This is a genomic window from Pantoea sp. AG702, assembly GCF_003182295.1.
GTDB classification, from domain to species: domain Bacteria; phylum Pseudomonadota; class Gammaproteobacteria; order Enterobacterales; family Enterobacteriaceae; genus Pantoea; species Pantoea ananatis.
Window position 1 is genome coordinate 751,644 of the sequence record NZ_QGTU01000001.1, and the last position, 15,573, is coordinate 767,216.

Annotated in this window: 19 protein-coding genes; 8 read left to right on the forward strand and 11 right to left on the reverse strand. The window is 53.2% G+C overall.

What is annotated here, in order from left to right:
• Positions 1-221: 221 nt before the first annotated feature.
• Positions 222-557 (forward strand): Grx4 family monothiol glutaredoxin, encoded by a 336-nt coding sequence (locus tag DFO57_RS03610; RefSeq protein ID WP_170934913.1) that lies wholly within the window; start codon positions 222-224, stop codon positions 555-557.
• 45 nt (positions 558-602) lie between these two features.
• On the opposite strand, the gene rnt is transcribed toward DFO57_RS03610, so the two are convergent.
• The 4 genes from rnt to DFO57_RS03630 all read right to left on the reverse strand — a co-directional run bounded on the left by rnt (position 603) and on the right by DFO57_RS03630 (position 3,658).
• A complete protein-coding gene (gene rnt, locus DFO57_RS03615; protein WP_089517812.1) occupies positions 603-1,274 on the reverse strand; it encodes a ribonuclease T in 672 nt (223 codons plus the stop codon).
• Positions 1,275-1,393: 119 nt separating this feature from the next.
• Complete coding sequence (gloA, locus tag DFO57_RS03620) at positions 1,394-1,801, reverse strand: lactoylglutathione lyase (RefSeq protein WP_013025612.1); 408 nt, start codon at positions 1,799-1,801, stop codon at positions 1,394-1,396.
• Positions 1,802-1,911: 110 nt separating this feature from the next.
• On the reverse strand, positions 1,912-3,009 hold the full coding sequence (locus DFO57_RS03625; RefSeq protein ID WP_014605951.1) for an alkene reductase: 1,098 nt from the start codon (positions 3,007-3,009) through the stop codon (positions 1,912-1,914).
• Positions 3,010-3,055: 46 nt separating this feature from the next.
• Entirely contained in the window at positions 3,056-3,658 is a 603-nt protein-coding gene (locus DFO57_RS03630; protein WP_110015085.1) for a TetR/AcrR family transcriptional regulator, read from the reverse strand.
• Positions 3,659-3,833: 175 nt separating this feature from the next.
• Between DFO57_RS03630 and DFO57_RS03635 the strand changes: the two genes are divergently transcribed.
• From DFO57_RS03635 to DFO57_RS03650, 4 genes are all read left to right on the forward strand, one after another.
• Positions 3,834-4,073 (forward strand): DUF1289 domain-containing protein, encoded by a 240-nt coding sequence (locus DFO57_RS03635; protein ID WP_071785158.1) that lies wholly within the window; start codon positions 3,834-3,836, stop codon positions 4,071-4,073.
• 68 nt (positions 4,074-4,141) lie between these two features.
• The gene (locus DFO57_RS03640) at positions 4,142-5,038 is read left to right on the forward strand and encodes an aldo/keto reductase family oxidoreductase (protein ID WP_105088120.1); all 897 of its coding nucleotides are present in this window, start codon (positions 4,142-4,144) and stop codon (positions 5,036-5,038) included.
• Positions 5,039-5,119: 81 nt separating this feature from the next.
• Positions 5,120-5,638, forward strand: coding sequence for a superoxide dismutase family protein (gene sodC / locus DFO57_RS03645; protein WP_014605947.1), 519 nt, complete (start codon positions 5,120-5,122; stop codon positions 5,636-5,638).
• A 136-nt stretch (positions 5,639-5,774) separates the two neighbouring features.
• Positions 5,775-6,242: a hypothetical protein gene (locus DFO57_RS03650; RefSeq protein ID WP_014593614.1), complete on the forward strand. Its 468-nt coding sequence runs from the start codon at positions 5,775-5,777 to the stop codon at positions 6,240-6,242.
• Here the strand turns inward: DFO57_RS03650 and DFO57_RS03655 are convergent, their stop codons facing one another.
• The 3 genes from DFO57_RS03655 to DFO57_RS03665 are packed head-to-tail and all read right to left on the reverse strand — an operon-like array spanning position 6,243 to position 9,345.
• Positions 6,243-8,243, reverse strand: coding sequence for an FUSC family protein (locus DFO57_RS03655; protein WP_110015086.1), 2,001 nt, complete (start codon positions 8,241-8,243; stop codon positions 6,243-6,245).
• Entirely contained in the window at positions 8,240-9,097 is an 858-nt protein-coding gene (locus tag DFO57_RS03660) for an HlyD family secretion protein (protein ID WP_197665913.1), read from the reverse strand. Before DFO57_RS03660 ends, DFO57_RS03655 begins: the two co-directional genes overlap by 4 nt.
• A 5-nt stretch (positions 9,098-9,102) precedes the next feature.
• Positions 9,103-9,345, reverse strand: coding sequence for a DUF1656 domain-containing protein (locus tag DFO57_RS03665; protein ID WP_013025621.1), 243 nt, complete (start codon positions 9,343-9,345; stop codon positions 9,103-9,105).
• A 141-nt stretch (positions 9,346-9,486) separates the two neighbouring features.
• On the opposite strand from DFO57_RS03665, the gene slyA reads away from it, so the two are divergent.
• The gene (gene slyA, locus DFO57_RS03670) at positions 9,487-9,924 is read left to right on the forward strand and encodes a transcriptional regulator SlyA (protein WP_013025622.1); all 438 of its coding nucleotides are present in this window, start codon (positions 9,487-9,489) and stop codon (positions 9,922-9,924) included.
• 44 nt (positions 9,925-9,968) lie between these two features.
• Here slyA and slyB read toward each other — a convergent pair whose 3' ends face one another.
• Complete coding sequence (gene slyB, locus DFO57_RS03675; RefSeq protein WP_013025623.1) at positions 9,969-10,436, reverse strand: outer membrane lipoprotein SlyB; 468 nt, start codon at positions 10,434-10,436, stop codon at positions 9,969-9,971.
• Positions 10,437-10,720: 284 nt separating this feature from the next.
• Here slyB and anmK point away from each other — a divergent pair, with 284 nt between their 5' ends.
• The gene (gene anmK, locus DFO57_RS03680) at positions 10,721-11,857 is read left to right on the forward strand and encodes an anhydro-N-acetylmuramic acid kinase (protein WP_014605944.1); all 1,137 of its coding nucleotides are present in this window, start codon (positions 10,721-10,723) and stop codon (positions 11,855-11,857) included.
• A gap of 32 nt (positions 11,858-11,889) precedes the next feature.
• On the opposite strand, the gene DFO57_RS03685 is transcribed toward anmK, so the two are convergent.
• Together DFO57_RS03685 and DFO57_RS03690 are read right to left on the reverse strand one after the other, a co-directional pair.
• Positions 11,890-12,123 (reverse strand): DUF4060 family protein, encoded by a 234-nt coding sequence (locus DFO57_RS03685; protein WP_006119000.1) that lies wholly within the window; start codon positions 12,121-12,123, stop codon positions 11,890-11,892.
• Between the two features lie 228 nt (positions 12,124-12,351).
• A complete protein-coding gene (locus DFO57_RS03690) occupies positions 12,352-13,563 on the reverse strand; it encodes a diguanylate phosphodiesterase (protein ID WP_014593617.1) in 1,212 nt (403 codons plus the stop codon).
• Between the two features lie 721 nt (positions 13,564-14,284).
• Between DFO57_RS03690 and DFO57_RS03695 the strand changes: the two genes are divergently transcribed.
• The gene (locus DFO57_RS03695) at positions 14,285-14,560 is read left to right on the forward strand and encodes a hypothetical protein (protein ID WP_014605943.1); all 276 of its coding nucleotides are present in this window, start codon (positions 14,285-14,287) and stop codon (positions 14,558-14,560) included.
• A 221-nt stretch (positions 14,561-14,781) separates the two neighbouring features.
• On the opposite strand, the gene DFO57_RS03700 is transcribed toward DFO57_RS03695, so the two are convergent.
• Entirely contained in the window at positions 14,782-15,546 is a 765-nt protein-coding gene (locus tag DFO57_RS03700; protein WP_013025626.1) for an SDR family NAD(P)-dependent oxidoreductase, read from the reverse strand.
• Between the last annotated feature and the right edge of the window lie 27 nt (positions 15,547-15,573).

The window sequence follows — 15,573 nt, forward strand, 5'->3', positions numbered from 1 at the left end:
TAAAAAGCAGGCATAAATAAGCAATTTCAGCAGCTTAACTCAGCAAAATTATTGCAAATTATTAATGCATTCACCTTTTGGGTCCCGATGAGCGGGTGGATAGCGCGCAAGCGGACTTAACAAACATGGCGGTTTGCCCTAACGGGAAGAAAATCTCATTTTCAGTCCTGAAGGGAAGTCGCTACAATAAAGAAACACGAAGTGACGAATTAAGGAAGGCAATAATGAGTACTGTAGAAAAAATTCAGCGCCAGATCGCAGAAAACCCGATCCTGCTGTACATGAAAGGTTCGCCGAAACTGCCAAGTTGCGGTTTCTCTGCCCAGGCGGTTCAGGCGCTGTCTGCCTGTGGTGAGCGCTTCGCTTACGTGGATATTCTGCAGAACCCGGATATTCGCGCAGAGCTGCCAAAGTATGCTAACTGGCCAACCTTCCCTCAGCTGTGGGTCGATGGCGAACTGGTTGGCGGCTGTGACATTATTGTTGAGATGTTCCAGCGTGGTGAATTACAACCGCTGGTCAAAGAAACCGCTGAGAAGTTTAAAGAAGCGGAATAATAAAAAAGGCCGACATCGTCGGCCTTTTCTTCGTTTAACGGGCGTTTACTCCGCCGCGCCCTGATCTTCTGTTGCCTCTTCCGACAGAGCCAGCGGCCAGCCTCCCAGACGTTTCCAGCGATTGACCAGTTCGCAGAACAGCGTGGCCGTTTGCTGCGTGTCATACAGCGCAGAGTGCGCCTGACTGCTGTCAAATTCCATCCCGGCCGCTTTGCAGGCTTTCGCCAGTACCGTCTGACCCAGCACTAACCCGCTCAGGGCGGCCGTGTCGAAAGTGGCAAAAGGATGAAACGGATTCCGTTTCAGGCTGGCGCGTTCGGCGGCGGCATTCATAAAATTAAGATCGAAGGTCGCATTATGCGCCACCATGATCGCGCGATTGCACCCGGTATCTTTAATGCCTTTGCGCACCAGTTTAAAAATGGCATGCAAGGCTTCGTATTCGCTCACCGCGCCCCGTAACGGATTGCTGGGATCGATGCCGGTAAAGGCAAGGGCTTCCGGATGCAGCAGAGCGCCGACAAAAGGTTCAACATGAAAATGCAGTGTCTGGTCGTGATGAAGCCAACCCTCGTCATCCATTTTCAGCGTAATGGCCGCGACTTCCAGCAGCGCATCGGTTTGCGCATTGAAGCCCGCCGTTTCCACATCGATAACCACGGGATAGAAACCACGAAAGCGTTGATTGAGTGCGTTGGGGGAAGACGATTCAGACATCAGGATCTCATTGCAGAAAAAGGGCAGCGCGTAGTATGCCAAAAAAGCGCCCCGTCTGCAGCAGGTACAGGTAAGGGAAGCGAGAATCAGCCCGCGTTGCGCGGGCTGATGTTGACGGCTTAGCTGCCGAGGCCGTGTCCGGCATGTTTATTTTCGATCAGTTCGATTTTATAACCGTCTGGATCTTCAACAAAGGCAATGATCGTGGTGCCACCTTTGACCGGGCCGGCTTCACGCGTCACGTTACCGCCGTCGTTACGGATGCGCTCGCAGGTTGCGGCAACATCATCAACGCCCAACGCGATGTGACCATAAGCGTTACCGAGATCGTAGCTGTCAACGCCCCAGTTGTAGGTCAGCTCAATAACGGCACCTTCGCTCTCTTCGGTGTAGCCCACAAACGCCAGGGTATATTTATATTCAGCGTTTTCGCTTTGGCGCAGCAGGCGCATGCCCAGCACGCGAGTGTAAAAATCAATGGAGCGTTGCAAATCACCAACGCGCAGCATGGTATGAAGTAAACGCATAGCTTCCTCTTTTGAAAAACGTCATCCCCGGATGACACAAACACTCAGTATAGCGACGATAATCGCCAAAGAATAACCGCAGCCGTGAAAGACTCACGGCTGCCTGCGTTTTACAGTGCAGGATAGTCAGTATAGCCTTCAGCGCCGCCACCGTAGAAGGATTCGGGACGCTGTGGATTCAGTGGTGCATCTTGTTGTAAACGCTGGGCCAGATCCGGGTTAGCGATGTAATCCCGACCAAAGGCAACGGCATCAATCAAACCGCGGCTGATAAGATCATCCGCTTTCTCAACGGTGTAAGCGCCAGCGCCAATAATCACGCCCGGGAAGGTATCACGGACTTTCTGACGGAACGCGTCGCTGTAAGGTGTACCGCCTGCCCAGTCAGGTTCTGACATATGCAGATAGGCAATCTTGCGTTTCGCCAGTTCAGCGATGTACCACAGTGCATCTTCTTCTTCGTTCGGGCCATTATCCAGGTTCTGGAAGCTGCCGACAGGAGAGACACGGATACCAACACGATCCGCTGACCAGTTGGCAATCGCGGCATCGACCACTTCAAGCGCAAAACGTCCGCGTTTCTCAACGCTGCCGCCGTACTCATCGGTACGCTGATTCGAGGACGGTGACAGGAACTGGTGCATCAGATAGCCGTGAGCGGAGTGCAGTTCCAGCATGTCGAAGTCTGCTTCCCGCGCATTGGCAGCGGCCTGACCAAAATCGGCAACGATTTGCTGAATTTCACTGATGCTCAGTTCGCGCGGCACTGAGGTATCTTCGCGATACACGCTGCCGTCTTCGGCACGCAGGGAAGTGCGTGTGCCTGCAGGAATCGCCGAAGGCGCAACCGGCGCTTTACCTTCCGGCTGGACGCTGTTGTGTGAAATACGGCCGGTGTGCCACAGCTGTACGGCACTGTGTCCGCCTGCCTGGTGGATACCTTCGTTGATATTTTTCCACGCGGCGATTTGAGGCTGGGTGTGCAAACCCGGCGCACCCGCATAACCTTTGGCCTGGAAAGAAATCTGGGTAGCTTCGGTAATAATCAGGCCCGCCCCCGCGCGCTGACGATAGTATTCGGCCATCAACGGCGTCGGGATATCGCCTGGCTCAATGCTACGCAAGCGCGTCAGCGGGGCCATAAAGACACGATTAGGCACGGTAATTGCGCCAACTTTTAGCGGACGAAACAGCTGAGTACTCGCCATAACAACTCCTTTTAAGTAGACCGGTCGTCTACAAATTGTGGTTTTTTTAAACCAGTGGCGCTTTCAGCCACTGTTCGATGGTAATAAACGCCAGCCGCAGGGGCTGTGCCTTACGGGAAAGCTTGCTTTGCAAACTGGCACCGAGCCACAAGACATAGAGTAGCTCTGCCAGCTGTTCAGGCGGATGCGGCAATATCAGTCCTTCTTCCTGCTGTGCCGTCGTTAAGGCGCGGCTATAAGCCGCGATAACATGACTGGCACCGTGCTGCAGGGCACCGCGCATGGGTTCAGACAGGTCGCAAACTTCAGCCGACAGTTTCACACTCAGACAACCGACGATGTGCCCCCGTTGTTCAAACACCGCAAGCGCATGTCTGAAATGGTCTAACAATCGTTCTCTCACCGTGCCCGCTGGCTGAGACAACTGTTGCTCTACCTCATGCAGGTAGCGGACAAAGTAGCGCTCAAGCAGGGCAACGCCAAACGCTTCTTTTGACGGGAAATAGTAATAAAACGACCCTTTCGGAATGGCCGCCTGTGTCAGCAGCTGACTCAGCCCCATGGCGGTAAATCCGCGCTGCAGGCAAAGCTTCTCGCCCGTTATCAGCAGGTGTTCACGTGTTTCATGACGTTGTGGCATCTTGTTCATGGGCTTTATCCTGGTAGACCAATCGGTCTAATGCAAATTTTAATCGCGGGACAGGCACAGAGTGTTAAATCATCACGTATTGAAAGTGAATAAATCGTCCTTGTTGTGATTATTTCTTGCACAATCGCACCAGTCTGTCTTCAATAGAGGGATGCACGTTTTAGCGGGGGCAGTTGTGGCAGAGCAGCTTGAGTTTTTTCCGGTTCCCAGTCCATGCCGGAGTATTTGTCAGACAGATTCACGTGGCTATTGTCTCGGTTGCCTGCGCAGCCGCGACGAGCGTTTTAACTGGATGCGCTATACCGACAGCCAGAAACGTGACGTGCTGCGCCTTTGCCATCAGCGCCGCCTGCGTATGCTGCGTCAGCAGCATAAGGATGAGCCTCAGGAACCCCAGCAACCGACCTTGTTCTGACCCCCGCGCGATTTCCGTTATACTCCCTGACAGACAACCAGCCGCTTTTGTGTCAAAGGGAGAACACGATGTTACAACCGCAAGCTATTGCGCCACAGGGCCCTCACTTTTCCCCGCTGATTATGGGCTACTGGCGCCTGATGGAGTGGGACATGACTCCACAGCAACGGGTCGCCTTTATTGAACACCATCTTTCACTGGGGATTTCCACGGTCGATCATGCCGATATTTATGGTGATTACCGTTGCGAGGCGGCGTTTGGTGAAGCATTAAAACAGGCACCCTCGCTGCGCCAGCTGCTTCAGATTGTCACGAAATGCGGCATTGCGACGCGCGCCAAACCCGAACATCAGATTGGCCATTACATCACCGATACCGCACACATTCTTGCCAGCGCAGAGCGTTCGCTGCAGGCTTTTCACACCGATTATCTCGACCTCCTGTTGATTCATCGGCCCGATCCCCTTATGGACGCCGATGACGTTGCCGATGCGTTTCTTCAACTGCATCAGGCCGGTAAAGTGCTTCATTTCGGCGTGTCCAATTTTACACCTGCGCAGTTTGCCCTGTTGCAGTCGCGTCTGCCTTTTAGCCTGGTCACTAATCAACTTGAAATCTCTCCCGTTCAGCAAAACGTGCTGCTGGATGGTTCGCTGGATCACTGCCAGCAGCAGCGCCTGCGCCCTATGGCATGGTCCTGTCTCGGGGGCGGACGTCTGTTCAGCGATCCCCATTTCCAGCCGTTGCGCGACGAGCTGGCGCGGGTCCGAGAGGAGACAGGCGCATCCAGTCTGGAACAGGTCGTCTACGCATGGGTGATGCGCCTGCCGAGCAAGCCGTTACCTATCATCGGCTCCGGCAAAATCCAGCGCGTCACCGAGGCGGCGGGGGCCGTGGATCTGTCGCTCAGTCGCCAACAGTGGTTCCGTATTCGTAAAGCAGCGCTGGGCTACGACGTACCCTGAGCGTAAACATTCGTCAATTTGCGGCAATCTTTGCGCACTGAGGCCAGGCTTAAGCTGAACCCAGAGCACTAAGGAGCCACAATGAAAGTGAAAACTATCGCGTTGTTGACGCTGTTAACCTGCGGCGCAGCCCAGGCCGCCAGTGAAGAGGTGACGATTCATGAGGTGTCGCCGCAGGGTATCGGCAAATCTGTTGGCACGGTGAAGATCGAAGAAACGCAATATGGTTTGCAGTTTACGCCCATGCTGGCGGGGCTAAAACCGGGCATCCACGGCTTCCATGTCCATGCGAAAGGCAGCTGTGAACCAGGTGAATCAGAGGGAAAAACGGTGGCCGCGGGCGCGGCGGGTGGTCATCTGGACCCGGATAATACCGGTAAACATCTCGGACCCTACGGTGAAGGTCACTTAGGGGACCTGCCAGCGCTCTACGTGGATGACCAGGGCAAGGCCAGCTATCCCGTGCTGGCACCCCGGATCAAAAACCTGAGTGAGATAAAAGGCAAGGCACTGATGGTTCACGTGGGCGGCGATAATCACGCGGATCACCCGAAACCGCTAGGCGGCGGCGGGGCCCGCTTTGCCTGCGGCGTAATCTGATCAGACAGTCTGGCGGCATCGGTTGCCGCCAGCATGGCTTTTCGTACGTTGAAGATTTGTTGTAGCATCATGCCTTCATTCCCCCCTATGATACTGATTCCCGTCATAAAGCCTGACAACCTGAGGAGCAGGGTAAATGAAATGGAAGGGCGCATGGTTACTGTGCCTGCTGCTGGCAGGCTGTGATAAACCCAATGATACGCAGTTGGTAACCGAAACCGGGCGAGAGCTTCAGCGTACCATTGATACCAATCCTGCACGGATTCGGTGTGAACATATCGCGAAGGGCCGTGAGCGGCTGAGTCGGGACGTGGTGCAAAAACTTGAAGCATCGCATTGCCAAAATGTTCTGCGTAGCGCCACGGAAACCAATTTCACAGATACCACGATCTATCACCACAATACGGTGATGATTTGCGGCGGCATCACGGGGAAAAGCTTCACTGGCACCTTCATTTCCCGGCGCTTTATTTTCTCCCCGGATGAAAAAGCGCTGGTTATTGAGCCGGTTTCTGAGGCGGATAAGACGCGATTCGAAGGACAAAAAACGGTACAGCAACTGCAGGATGATTTTAACCGCCAGCATCAGCAGTACTGTCAGTAGTCAGTCGGGAATGGCCTGTTTCAGCTGTTCCAGCGAACAACGTAAGCGCCACAACAATCCGGCAAGCGTTCCGGCTTCCCGGGTATTTTCCCTGATCGTTTCATCTGTCATCGTCTGTAGCGCATCCAGTGCCGCATCAAGTTGCCGGTGCTGAACACCGCGAAGGCTCATCACATGTTGCAGATCCTGCATCGCGCGCACGCGGTACTGATTCAGAACGGCGGATTCGGTGGGCCAGTCGCGCAGCTGCCAGACGAGGTGTGAGCAGTTGAGCAAAACCACGCCCCAGCGCAGTAGCCAGACGCGCGCTTTTTCATCCCGACTGCTGCTGAGCTGGCCGATCTTATGATAGATCAGCGACTCGAAGCGGTTTTGACTCAAATGGGGCCGGGGGCGAAGCTGATCGAGAAAAGCCATGCGCAGAGACTGAATATGGCGCCGGCTGCGGCGGCTATCCGAACTGGGGCGCAGCAGCTGAAACGCCAGCCAGGCGAGCAGTACGCCGCAAATTTTGGCGATATTGCCGTCAAAGAACGTTTGGTAGTCCCAGTCTGGTGGATTGGTCACGGCCAGAAACGATCCCAGAAAAACAATAAACTGTCCCCACATGGCGGCCCGCTGTTTCTGCTGCACCCGGAACAGTTGCAGGGTCAGCAACAAGGGAAATAACACCGCCAGCAGTTGCCATAGTTGATTAAACTGCACCATCAGCCCGAATTTAAACACAAAGCTAAATGCAAACAGCCACAACAGCGTTTTCAGTAATAACGTAATGCTGCCTGTGGGTGAGGGAGCCGAGGCGTAAAGCACGCAGGCGATCGCCGTGAAGGTGAGCGCCGATGCGCCCGAAGACCACTGCGTCGTAATCCAGAATGCGCAACCCGCGACCACGACAGTAAAAGTGCGCAGTGCACTCCAGCCTGCCTCTGCGCTATCGCTCTCACTGGCCAGCGCCGATACGGCCGGTGGTTGAAAGCGGGTATCCGCCTCGGCGTGCTCCAGCAGTCGTATCCAGCGCAATACGTTGAGGTACATCCAGCAGAAGTAGCGCAGCCGCTGACAGAACGCCCGCTGTCGATAATCCCCTTCGCTGGCAGGCGTAATCGTGCGCAACAACGCCGCGAGCCGATACTTATTGCAGTCGGGTTTGGCCAGTTCCTGCATGATAGCCTTCAGTACCTCAAACAGCGCCTCAGGTGCATCGGGCCAGTTCAGCAGCATACGACGAAGACTGGACAGCACGCTGGTCAGTCTCAGCTGCTGATGCAGGATGTAATTCAGCACGTTATTCTGGCGGCGAAAGCGATAATGGCTCCAGAAGGCCTGGATGCGTAATAAGTTCATGGTCAGGATCTGACCAATCACCGTTTCATGGGCGCTGCGTATCTCGTCATTACGGGTGTCCTGCAGCAGGCGCGTGGCATGTTCCAGCAGGCGGGCGTGCATCTGTTTTAGCGCGTGGATGAGTGCATCGCCGTCAGAGGTGCTGGGTAAGAGCATCATCATAAAGCCCGCGCACAGCAGCCCGGAAATCACTTCACATACCCGCGCCTGAGCAATCTCCCACAGGCTGGTGATGTCCGTCAGGTTGACACAGCTGAAGGCAATAATGGCTGCGGTATAACCCGCCAGCGAAAAACCATAGGCCACATTGTTTTGATAGTGGTTTGCCACCCAGGTGCACAGCGCCAGCCAGCCGGCAATATACAAGGTGAACAGCCAGGGCTCGTTTAACGTATGGCCGGCAATCAACAGCGCAGCGGCCGCCCCCAACAGGCTGCCCACGATGCGGCCCAGGCTTTTACTGATCACGCCGCCAAGGGTAGGAAAACTTACCACTGCTGCTGAGGTCATGGCCCAGTAAGGCTCGTCCAGGTTCAAACCATAGGCAATGCTCAGCGCAAGGCACATCGCGCCTGCATTGCGTAACGCATAGCGCCATTGACTGCGATCCGCCTTTACCCAGGGAAGGTTTCCCCAGGCCAGCCCGTTGAGATTCATGGTGCTATCGTAATCGTGCAGGTTGTACCGGCGATCAACAGCGCGCGATCGGGAAGCGATGTGAGGCGGATACGGACAGGGACACGTTGCGCCAGACGAACCCAGGGCACGTTCGGTTTAATATCCGGCAGTAAACCGTTATCCGCCTCCAGGCTTTGATCGTAGATAGCCCGCCCGATGCTTTCTACCTGACCGGTCAACTGCGCGCCGCTGCTGTAAAGCACCACGTTGGCAGCGGCGCCAGGATGAATGTGGCGCAGCTTGGTTTCTTCAAAGTAGCCGACGACGTAGTAAGAGTGGCTGTCGACCAGGGCAAAAAGCGGCGTACCGGCGCTGGCGTAGTTGCCAGGGCGCAGGGTTAAATTACTCACCCAACCGTCCGTGGGGGCGGTGAGGGTGGTTTGCTGCAGGTTCCATTGCGCCTGATCACGCTGTGCCTGTGCCGCCTTCACGCTGGCCAGTGCGGCATCGGCGTTCAGACGGGCAACATCCAGATCTTCACCTGAAATGGTATTGCGCGGCAGCCGGCTTCGCCTGCTGAACTCGTTTTGCGCTTTAGCGAGATCGGCTTTTGCCTGGCTAAGCTGCGCATCGGCTTTATTCAGATCGATTTGCCAGGGGACGGGGTCCAGCGTCAATAACGTTTCGCCTTTGTGAACAAACTGATTATCTGTCACCTTCAATGCCACAATGCGTCCTGAAATCTGCGGCGTGATATCCACTAACTCGGCACGCACTTTTCCATCTCGTGTCCAGGGTGACTGCATGTAGTAATTCCAGGCCCACCAGGCACTTAGTAGCGCAAGGGTAAAAACAATCAGCGTTGAAAAGTACTTTAATCCGGAAAATTTCATCGTTTTCATCCGTGATCCATCAGCCAGAGTGAGGCCGTCACGCACAGCACAAATAAGGAAAGATCAAACAGTGTGGGATGCCAGACGTCGCCAGAGGCGAGCCAGCCGCGCAGCAGTGGGTGAATCAGCAGCCAGAGAAAAAAACCGGCCAGCACCGCTTTAAACAGGGGAGGAAAGTAAAGTGACGCACCGAAAATCAGTTCCGTAAGTGGGTGAACACTGAGAAATCCGTTGCTGATGATATCCATTATGGGGATGCACTCTGGAACAGGTTAGTGAAATATTTTCAGCCGAAACTGTCTACTTAGTGATTAGTAATTTAACTTCCGGCTTGCAAAATACTATACAATGCAGCCTGATAGCTAGCCGACTAATTATAAGGAGATAACATGGATACCCCACTCGGAACGGACCTGTCCAGACTGGTGCGCATCTGGCGGGCTCTGATCGATCAACGCCTGAAGCCACTCGATTTAACCCAAACGCATTGGGTTACGCTGCACAATATCCATCAGTTACCGCCTGAGCAGTCACAAATTCAGTTAGCCAAAGCCATCGGTATCGAACAACCTTCGCTGGTCAGAACCTTAGATCAGCTTGAAGAAAAAGGGCTGATTACCCGAACCACCTGCGCACATGACCGCCGTGCCAAACGCATTAAGCTGACACAACAGGCCGAGCCGGTTATTCAGCAGGTCGAACACGTGATTGACATTACCCGTGACGATATTCTCACCGGTATCAGCCGCGATGAGATCAATCAGATGGTGTCGCTGATTGCGCGCCTTGAGAAGAATATTCTCGAACTACAGAACAAAGAAAAGTAATACCGACGCACAGTGCCAGTCACCGGCGTCGGTGGGTGACTGTATTAGCGTGGAGAAACGGTGACCTGGCTGCCATCGGTCGCCATCGCTACGCGCTGTCCTACAGAGTAACGGCTGGCGGCCTGTTTCTGCACCACCATAATGGTGTTGCCGTCATCCTTGCGGATTTCCAGTTCAACACCGTCTGTTTTGTTCATCGCACCTTGCACGCCCTGGCCCGCAACGCCACCCAGTACGGCACCGCCGGCTGTTGCCAGGCTGCGTCCCGCACCGCCGCCAATCGTGTTGCCCAGGAATCCACCCAGTACGGCACCACCGATAGCGCCAATGATATTGCTGTCATCGCCGCCCTGAATTTTAACCGGACGTACGGACACTAAGGTACCGTATGAAACGCTCTGGACCTGTTTGGCTTCACTGGCGCTGTAGGTATCGCCCGACAACGTATCGGTATTGCTACAACCTGCAAGCATCACTCCAGTCAAAGCGACCACAATTACACGCTTAATCATTTGAAAACTCCTTTATTCAAGAATGCGCCTATCTCTCGCGAAATCCTGTAAACAGTATAAGACAGAAAACTGGAGAATTGACCTTTGCCGGTATAAAACATGGCTGACGCCAGCATAGACCGTTAAATTTTAACAATGATTCAATCGATGAGAAAAAAAGTTCCAAGGCGTTAACTCACAGGCAATTTATTGATTAAAAACAAATTAATCATGGATTTAACCGCAATTTTTTGTCAGGCTTAACGCGCGTAACACCATTTTCACCTTAATGAAAAGGAACGGCTATGAAATCAGGACGCTACATCGGCGTGATGTCGGGCACCAGTCTTGATGGTGTGGATGTGGTTCTGGCGGCCATTGACGAAAATATGGTGGCTCAGCAGGCCAGCTACTGTCATCCCATGCCACCGGATTTGCGTCAGGCTATTCTGGCCATTTGCCAGGGACAGGCCCTGACGCTATCGCAGTTAGGACAGCTTGATACGCGGCTGGGGCAGCTGTTTGCTGAGGCGGTATTGACCCTGATGCGCCGTGAATCCCTTGAAGTTGGCGATATCACGGCGATCGGTTGTCACGGGCAAACCGTATGGCATGAGCCACAGAGCGCAGCGCCGAATACGCTGCAAATTGGCGATCACAATCAGATTGTTGCCGCGACCGGCATTACTGTCGTGGGGGATTTCAGGCGGCGTGATATGGCGCTGGGCGGGCAGGGCGCTCCGCTGGTGCCGGCCTTCCATCAGGCCTTGATGATGGATGCCACCGAACGTCGCATGGTGCTGAACATCGGCGGGATTGCGAATCTCTCCTTACTCATCCCGGGGCAGCCTGTTCGCGGGTTTGATACCGGGCCTGGCAATATGCTGCTTGATGCCTGGATATGGCGTAATCAGGGCAAAGCTTACGATAAAGATGCCCAGTGGGCGCTGAGTGGCAAAGTCAGTCATGCCCTGCTTGATACGTTGCTGCGCGAGCCCTGGCTCGCGTTGCCGCCGCCTAAAAGCACCGGGCGGGAGCTGTTTAACCTGGGCTGGCTTGAACAACATCTGCGTCATTTTCCCGGCATCGCCGCACAGGACGTTCAGGCTACGCTTAATGAATTTACCGCCGTCAGCATCGCGCAACAGGTGCAACTCAATGACGGATGCGATCGTTTACTGGCCTGTGGTGGGGGAAGCCGCAATCCGTTACTGATGGCGCGACTGGCGGCGCATCTTGCGGGTACCGAAGTGACGACAACCGATACGATCGGTATCAACGGGGATGATATGGAAGCGCTGGCGTTTGCCTGGCTGGCGTTTCGCACCCTGTCCGGCCTGCCCGGAAATTTGCCTGCGGTCACAGGCGCACGCGAAAAAAGCGTGATTGGCGCCATTTATCCCGCCAATCCGTTGTTCATGCGACAGGGGAAAGGGGACTGAATCTGTCCCCTTTTAGAACAGCGTAAAACGAATCAGGCCACGCCAGGCAGATGCGTTAACTTGCGCACGCCCGTGATGACGGTTGCCACGATGGTTTCACGCCGGGTAATGACTTCAACCTGGTAGTATTTGCTGCGATAGGCAATTGAATAGATAACCGGATGGTATTTATTTCCCTCACCATAACGAGACATATGGGCTTCCAGCGCGCGCGAGGCGGCAACGATATGGACGGGTTCTTTATCACCGCGGATGATTTGCTTCATTCAGTCCCTCAAATGCTATACCTGTGGGGCACGCCTTAACAGGCGCGTTGCGTCGGTCTTTAACACTGAACATCTGACTGCTTAACATCATCGATAATTTAAAAAACAGCGTGCACGTCTAATATTGCAGCGCAATGACACAATCTGAAACGTGCTACTAATATTTAGCAGCACGTTTTATGTCCGGCAAGAGAGAATGAAAATTTATTGTGTTGCGGGAGCCAGGGTTTATTTAAGCTCGGGCCAGGAAACGGAAGATACGCCATTTAATTTCGGCCAGGAAAACAGGAATCCCTGAAACTGTGAAATGCCGGCGGCTTCCAGCCACATCCACTCTTCGGGCTGTTCAATCCCTTCTGCAATCACGGTAATTTCCAGCGATGAACAACATTTTAAAATCGCGTGGACGATAGCCTGCTTCGGGCCACTCTTGTGCACGTTACTAATAATACTGCGGTCGATTTTAATTTTATCGGGCTGGATCTGGGTAAGCAGTGATAACCCGGCATAACCCGCGCCAAAATCATCGAGCGCGACGCTGATACCGGCGGCTTTGAGCTGTTTCAGCGCGGCGGCAAATTCGTCAGGACGAGAGATGATCTCATTCTCGGTAAACTCAACGACAATTTGCTCCGGCACCAGCTGGTGGGCATGAATTTCCGTCAGCAGAAAGTCGACCGCGTCGGGAACAAGCACCAGCGACATCGGCAGCAGATTGATCGACAGCACCATATCATCCAGGCCGAGCGCCTTTGCCTGTGCAAAGGCCGTGCGTTTAGAGTGCAAATCGTTGCGGTAGATATCATCCGGATCAAGGCGGGAAAAATAGTGCTGTTGCGTTTCACCCTGATTGCCGCGAAGCAGCGCTTCAAGGGAAACAATTTTGCGTGCAAAGGGATCAATAATGGCCTGAAAAGCAAAATTTACGCCTTCCTGATTCAGCATGGCAACATCACCTTCGCGGGTTTCGGCCTCATCCTGAATAAAATCCCAGCTGTCTGCTGAGGGAATTTCAAAATAATTTTCTTTCTCGCGCGCTTCAACAAAGGTACGCAAGAATTTAAGCGCCCGATCTTCATAGGTCAGCTGGTATTTGGTGGTGCCTTTTTCCAGCACCGCATTAAGCACCGTGGTTTTATCGTATTGCCGCAGGTCAAACAGCTCCATGCCCACGTTGCCGAAACGTCGCGCAGGGGCATAATCGCGCATTAATTCCACAATATTATGATGGCTGGTATCGCGGCAAATACGTTCGTAAACCGCCAGCACATCACGTTCAGGACCTTCAAGGAGCTGAAAAAAGTGGGTGCCATTAAACAATAAAATACCGGTGACGCTGGATGATTCATTAATTTTGTTAGCCTTGGTGACTAATCCCTCCAGCATCTTAAGCGGAACATGGTCAGCGATGTGACTGCGATAGATAATTGTAGACAACATAAAGTCTTCCAGATTCTTGTTTTTTTACCGCACACATTGCCAGATCGCTTATCAGGCGGAGCCTAATCCTGCTGTAATACCATCGCAAAATGTGTCCTTGCCGTGCATTTCTCCAGCACGGCACAGGGGGCGCTTACCTGTGATGTTCCGTTGTCACAGAAGGTTTAACACGATCGATCCATGGGGTGGATAACAGACCATGGCGGGGGCAAACAGGTTTTTTATTATTCTGTTCATTACCAGCGTGTTACGCATTGTTTCTATTATATCAGCACTTCAGTGGTTAGGTATTGAATAGACGTATCTTTTTTGCAGGTTATGGTCCGTTAATAAATGACACCGATGAGTATTATTCTCAGGTTACCTGGGGTAATCAAATTATCCTCGTTCCCTGACTGCTACTCTTGAAAAGAAAACAGCAGTAGCCTGATTTGGCATGTTTTTTTAACCAAAACGTCGAAGGAGAGAGGTAAACACAATGATTAAAGTATCAACTCTGATCTTGCACCTGGCGCCTTTTTCAGCAGCCAGAGTCTGATAAGATGCTAACGTAAGTCAGTGACCCCGCTGCGAATAAATCTCAAAACCCCTGTTTTGTCATTATCCCTGTGGTTTTAGGGATAATTCTCAGCTAGGGTTAACAACGCTACATTATTAAATAAAACCTTACATCACTCTTTTTATCGTCCTGATTGACACAGCGACCAGCAGGGGCAGTCCTATGCTTAAATCAAGCTACTATTACGTATGTCCTTTTACCCGAGGCGGATGGATAATTCATAAAGAAGGTTGTAGCCAGCTGGATAACAGCCGTGGAAGTGAATTTATCGGTTCACTCTACACCCGGCAACAGGCCTTAACGGTCGCGAAAATCCATCACCCGGATGCGATTCTCTGCACCGCCTGCCTTAGCCCTTTCGTCTGTCCCACTGCCGGGCGGAGTCTGGCATCGCGCAATCGGGCCATGCCGACGCGACATACACCTAAGTCTTCCTGAATATTACGGACGTCAGCGCCAACGTTACGCGCGGCGGAGATATCGGTTTACTGCGCCTGAGGCGTGAGCGCGATATAAAGAAATAATGTGTGAAGGTGAAATAATAATAACCGCGAAGAAGGGTGCACATTATTACCTGGTTAACAGGCGTGACGCTCACGCCTGTTAATATTAACGCCGAAAATTACAGCTTAACGCCGAAAACTACGGCGCTGTGATGATTACGCCTGTTTAGGCTGTCCGTTCGAAGCGGTCAGGCCGCCATCAACCGGCAGATTTGCGCCGGTAATATAACGTGCGTCATCGCTGGCGATAAAGGCAATGGCATCAGCAATATCTTCAGGCTCACCTGCGCGTTTAAGCGGAATGCGGTCATAGAAACGCTCAAGCAGGGCCTGATCGTTTTTCACCGCTTCCGTCAGCTCGGTGAAGGTAAAGCCCGGGCAAATCGCATTCACTCTCACGCCGTCCGCGCCATAATCCATGGCCAGTGACCGGGTGAAGTTGGTAACGGCGCCTTTGGCCGCGTTATAGACGCTCATGCCCCAGTCGCCACCTAATCCTGATACCGACGAAATATTCACTACGTTGCCTTTCGATTTCAGCAGGGCAGGCATAAAGAAGTGCACACAGTGGAATACGCCGTCGAGATCGACGCTCATCAGCTTCTTCCAGTCAGCGGGTTCGATCTCGTGGATGCGTCCCTGAACGATAATCCCGGCATTGTTAACCAGCACGTCCATGCGGCCATATTTTTCTTCAACGCGGGCGGCCAGCGCTTTTACCTGATCGGCCTCAGCCACGTCGCAGGCCGCTGCCATATGGCCATCGCCGGGCAACTGTGCCAGGACTTTTTGCAGCTTATCCTGATTACGGCCAACCAACACGACAGATGCGCCTTCTTGTGCGAAGCGTTTGGCGCTTGCTTCACCAATTCCTGATCCGGCTCCTGTCACTACAACGATTTTACCTGTAAATCTGGACATTTTGCCTCCTTAATGGCGTCGCTTACT

Bases quoted from the DNA above. Each gene is read 5' to 3' on its own strand.
- DFO57_RS03660 (WP_197665913.1), bottom strand. From the start codon at position 9,097: ATGAAATTTTCCGGATTAAAGTACTTTTCAACGCTGATTGTTTTTACC.
- DFO57_RS03690 (WP_014593617.1), bottom strand. From the start codon at position 13,563: ATGTTGTCTACAATTATCTATCGCAGTCACATCGCTGACCATGTTCCG.
- DFO57_RS03685 (WP_006119000.1), bottom strand. From the start codon at position 12,123: ATGAAGCAAATCATCCGCGGTGATAAAGAACCCGTCCATATCGTTGCC.
- gloA (WP_013025612.1), bottom strand. From the start codon at position 1,801: ATGCGTTTACTTCATACCATGCTGCGCGTTGGTGATTTGCAACGCTCC.
- DFO57_RS03625 (WP_014605951.1), bottom strand. From the start codon at position 3,009: ATGGCGAGTACTCAGCTGTTTCGTCCGCTAAAAGTTGGCGCAATTACC.
- DFO57_RS03665 (WP_013025621.1), bottom strand. From the start codon at position 9,345: ATGGATATCATCAGCAACGGATTTCTCAGTGTTCACCCACTTACGGAA.
- slyB (WP_013025623.1), bottom strand. From the start codon at position 10,436: ATGATTAAGCGTGTAATTGTGGTCGCTTTGACTGGAGTGATGCTTGCA.
- DFO57_RS03630 (WP_110015085.1), bottom strand. From the start codon at position 3,658: ATGAACAAGATGCCACAACGTCATGAAACACGTGAACACCTGCTGATA.
- DFO57_RS03700 (WP_013025626.1), bottom strand. From the start codon at position 15,546: ATGTCCAGATTTACAGGTAAAATCGTTGTAGTGACAGGAGCCGGATCA.
- DFO57_RS03650 (WP_014593614.1), top strand. From the start codon at position 5,775: ATGAAATGGAAGGGCGCATGGTTACTGTGCCTGCTGCTGGCAGGCTGT.
- anmK (WP_014605944.1), top strand. From the start codon at position 10,721: ATGAAATCAGGACGCTACATCGGCGTGATGTCGGGCACCAGTCTTGAT.
- sodC (WP_014605947.1), top strand. From the start codon at position 5,120: ATGAAAGTGAAAACTATCGCGTTGTTGACGCTGTTAACCTGCGGCGCA.
- slyA (WP_013025622.1), top strand. From the start codon at position 9,487: ATGGATACCCCACTCGGAACGGACCTGTCCAGACTGGTGCGCATCTGG.
- rnt (WP_089517812.1), bottom strand. From the start codon at position 1,274: ATGTCTGAATCGTCTTCCCCCAACGCACTCAATCAACGCTTTCGTGGT.
- DFO57_RS03640 (WP_105088120.1), top strand. From the start codon at position 4,142: ATGTTACAACCGCAAGCTATTGCGCCACAGGGCCCTCACTTTTCCCCG.
- DFO57_RS03655 (WP_110015086.1), bottom strand. From the start codon at position 8,243: ATGAATCTCAACGGGCTGGCCTGGGGAAACCTTCCCTGGGTAAAGGCG.
- DFO57_RS03695 (WP_014605943.1), top strand. From the start codon at position 14,285: ATGCTTAAATCAAGCTACTATTACGTATGTCCTTTTACCCGAGGCGGA.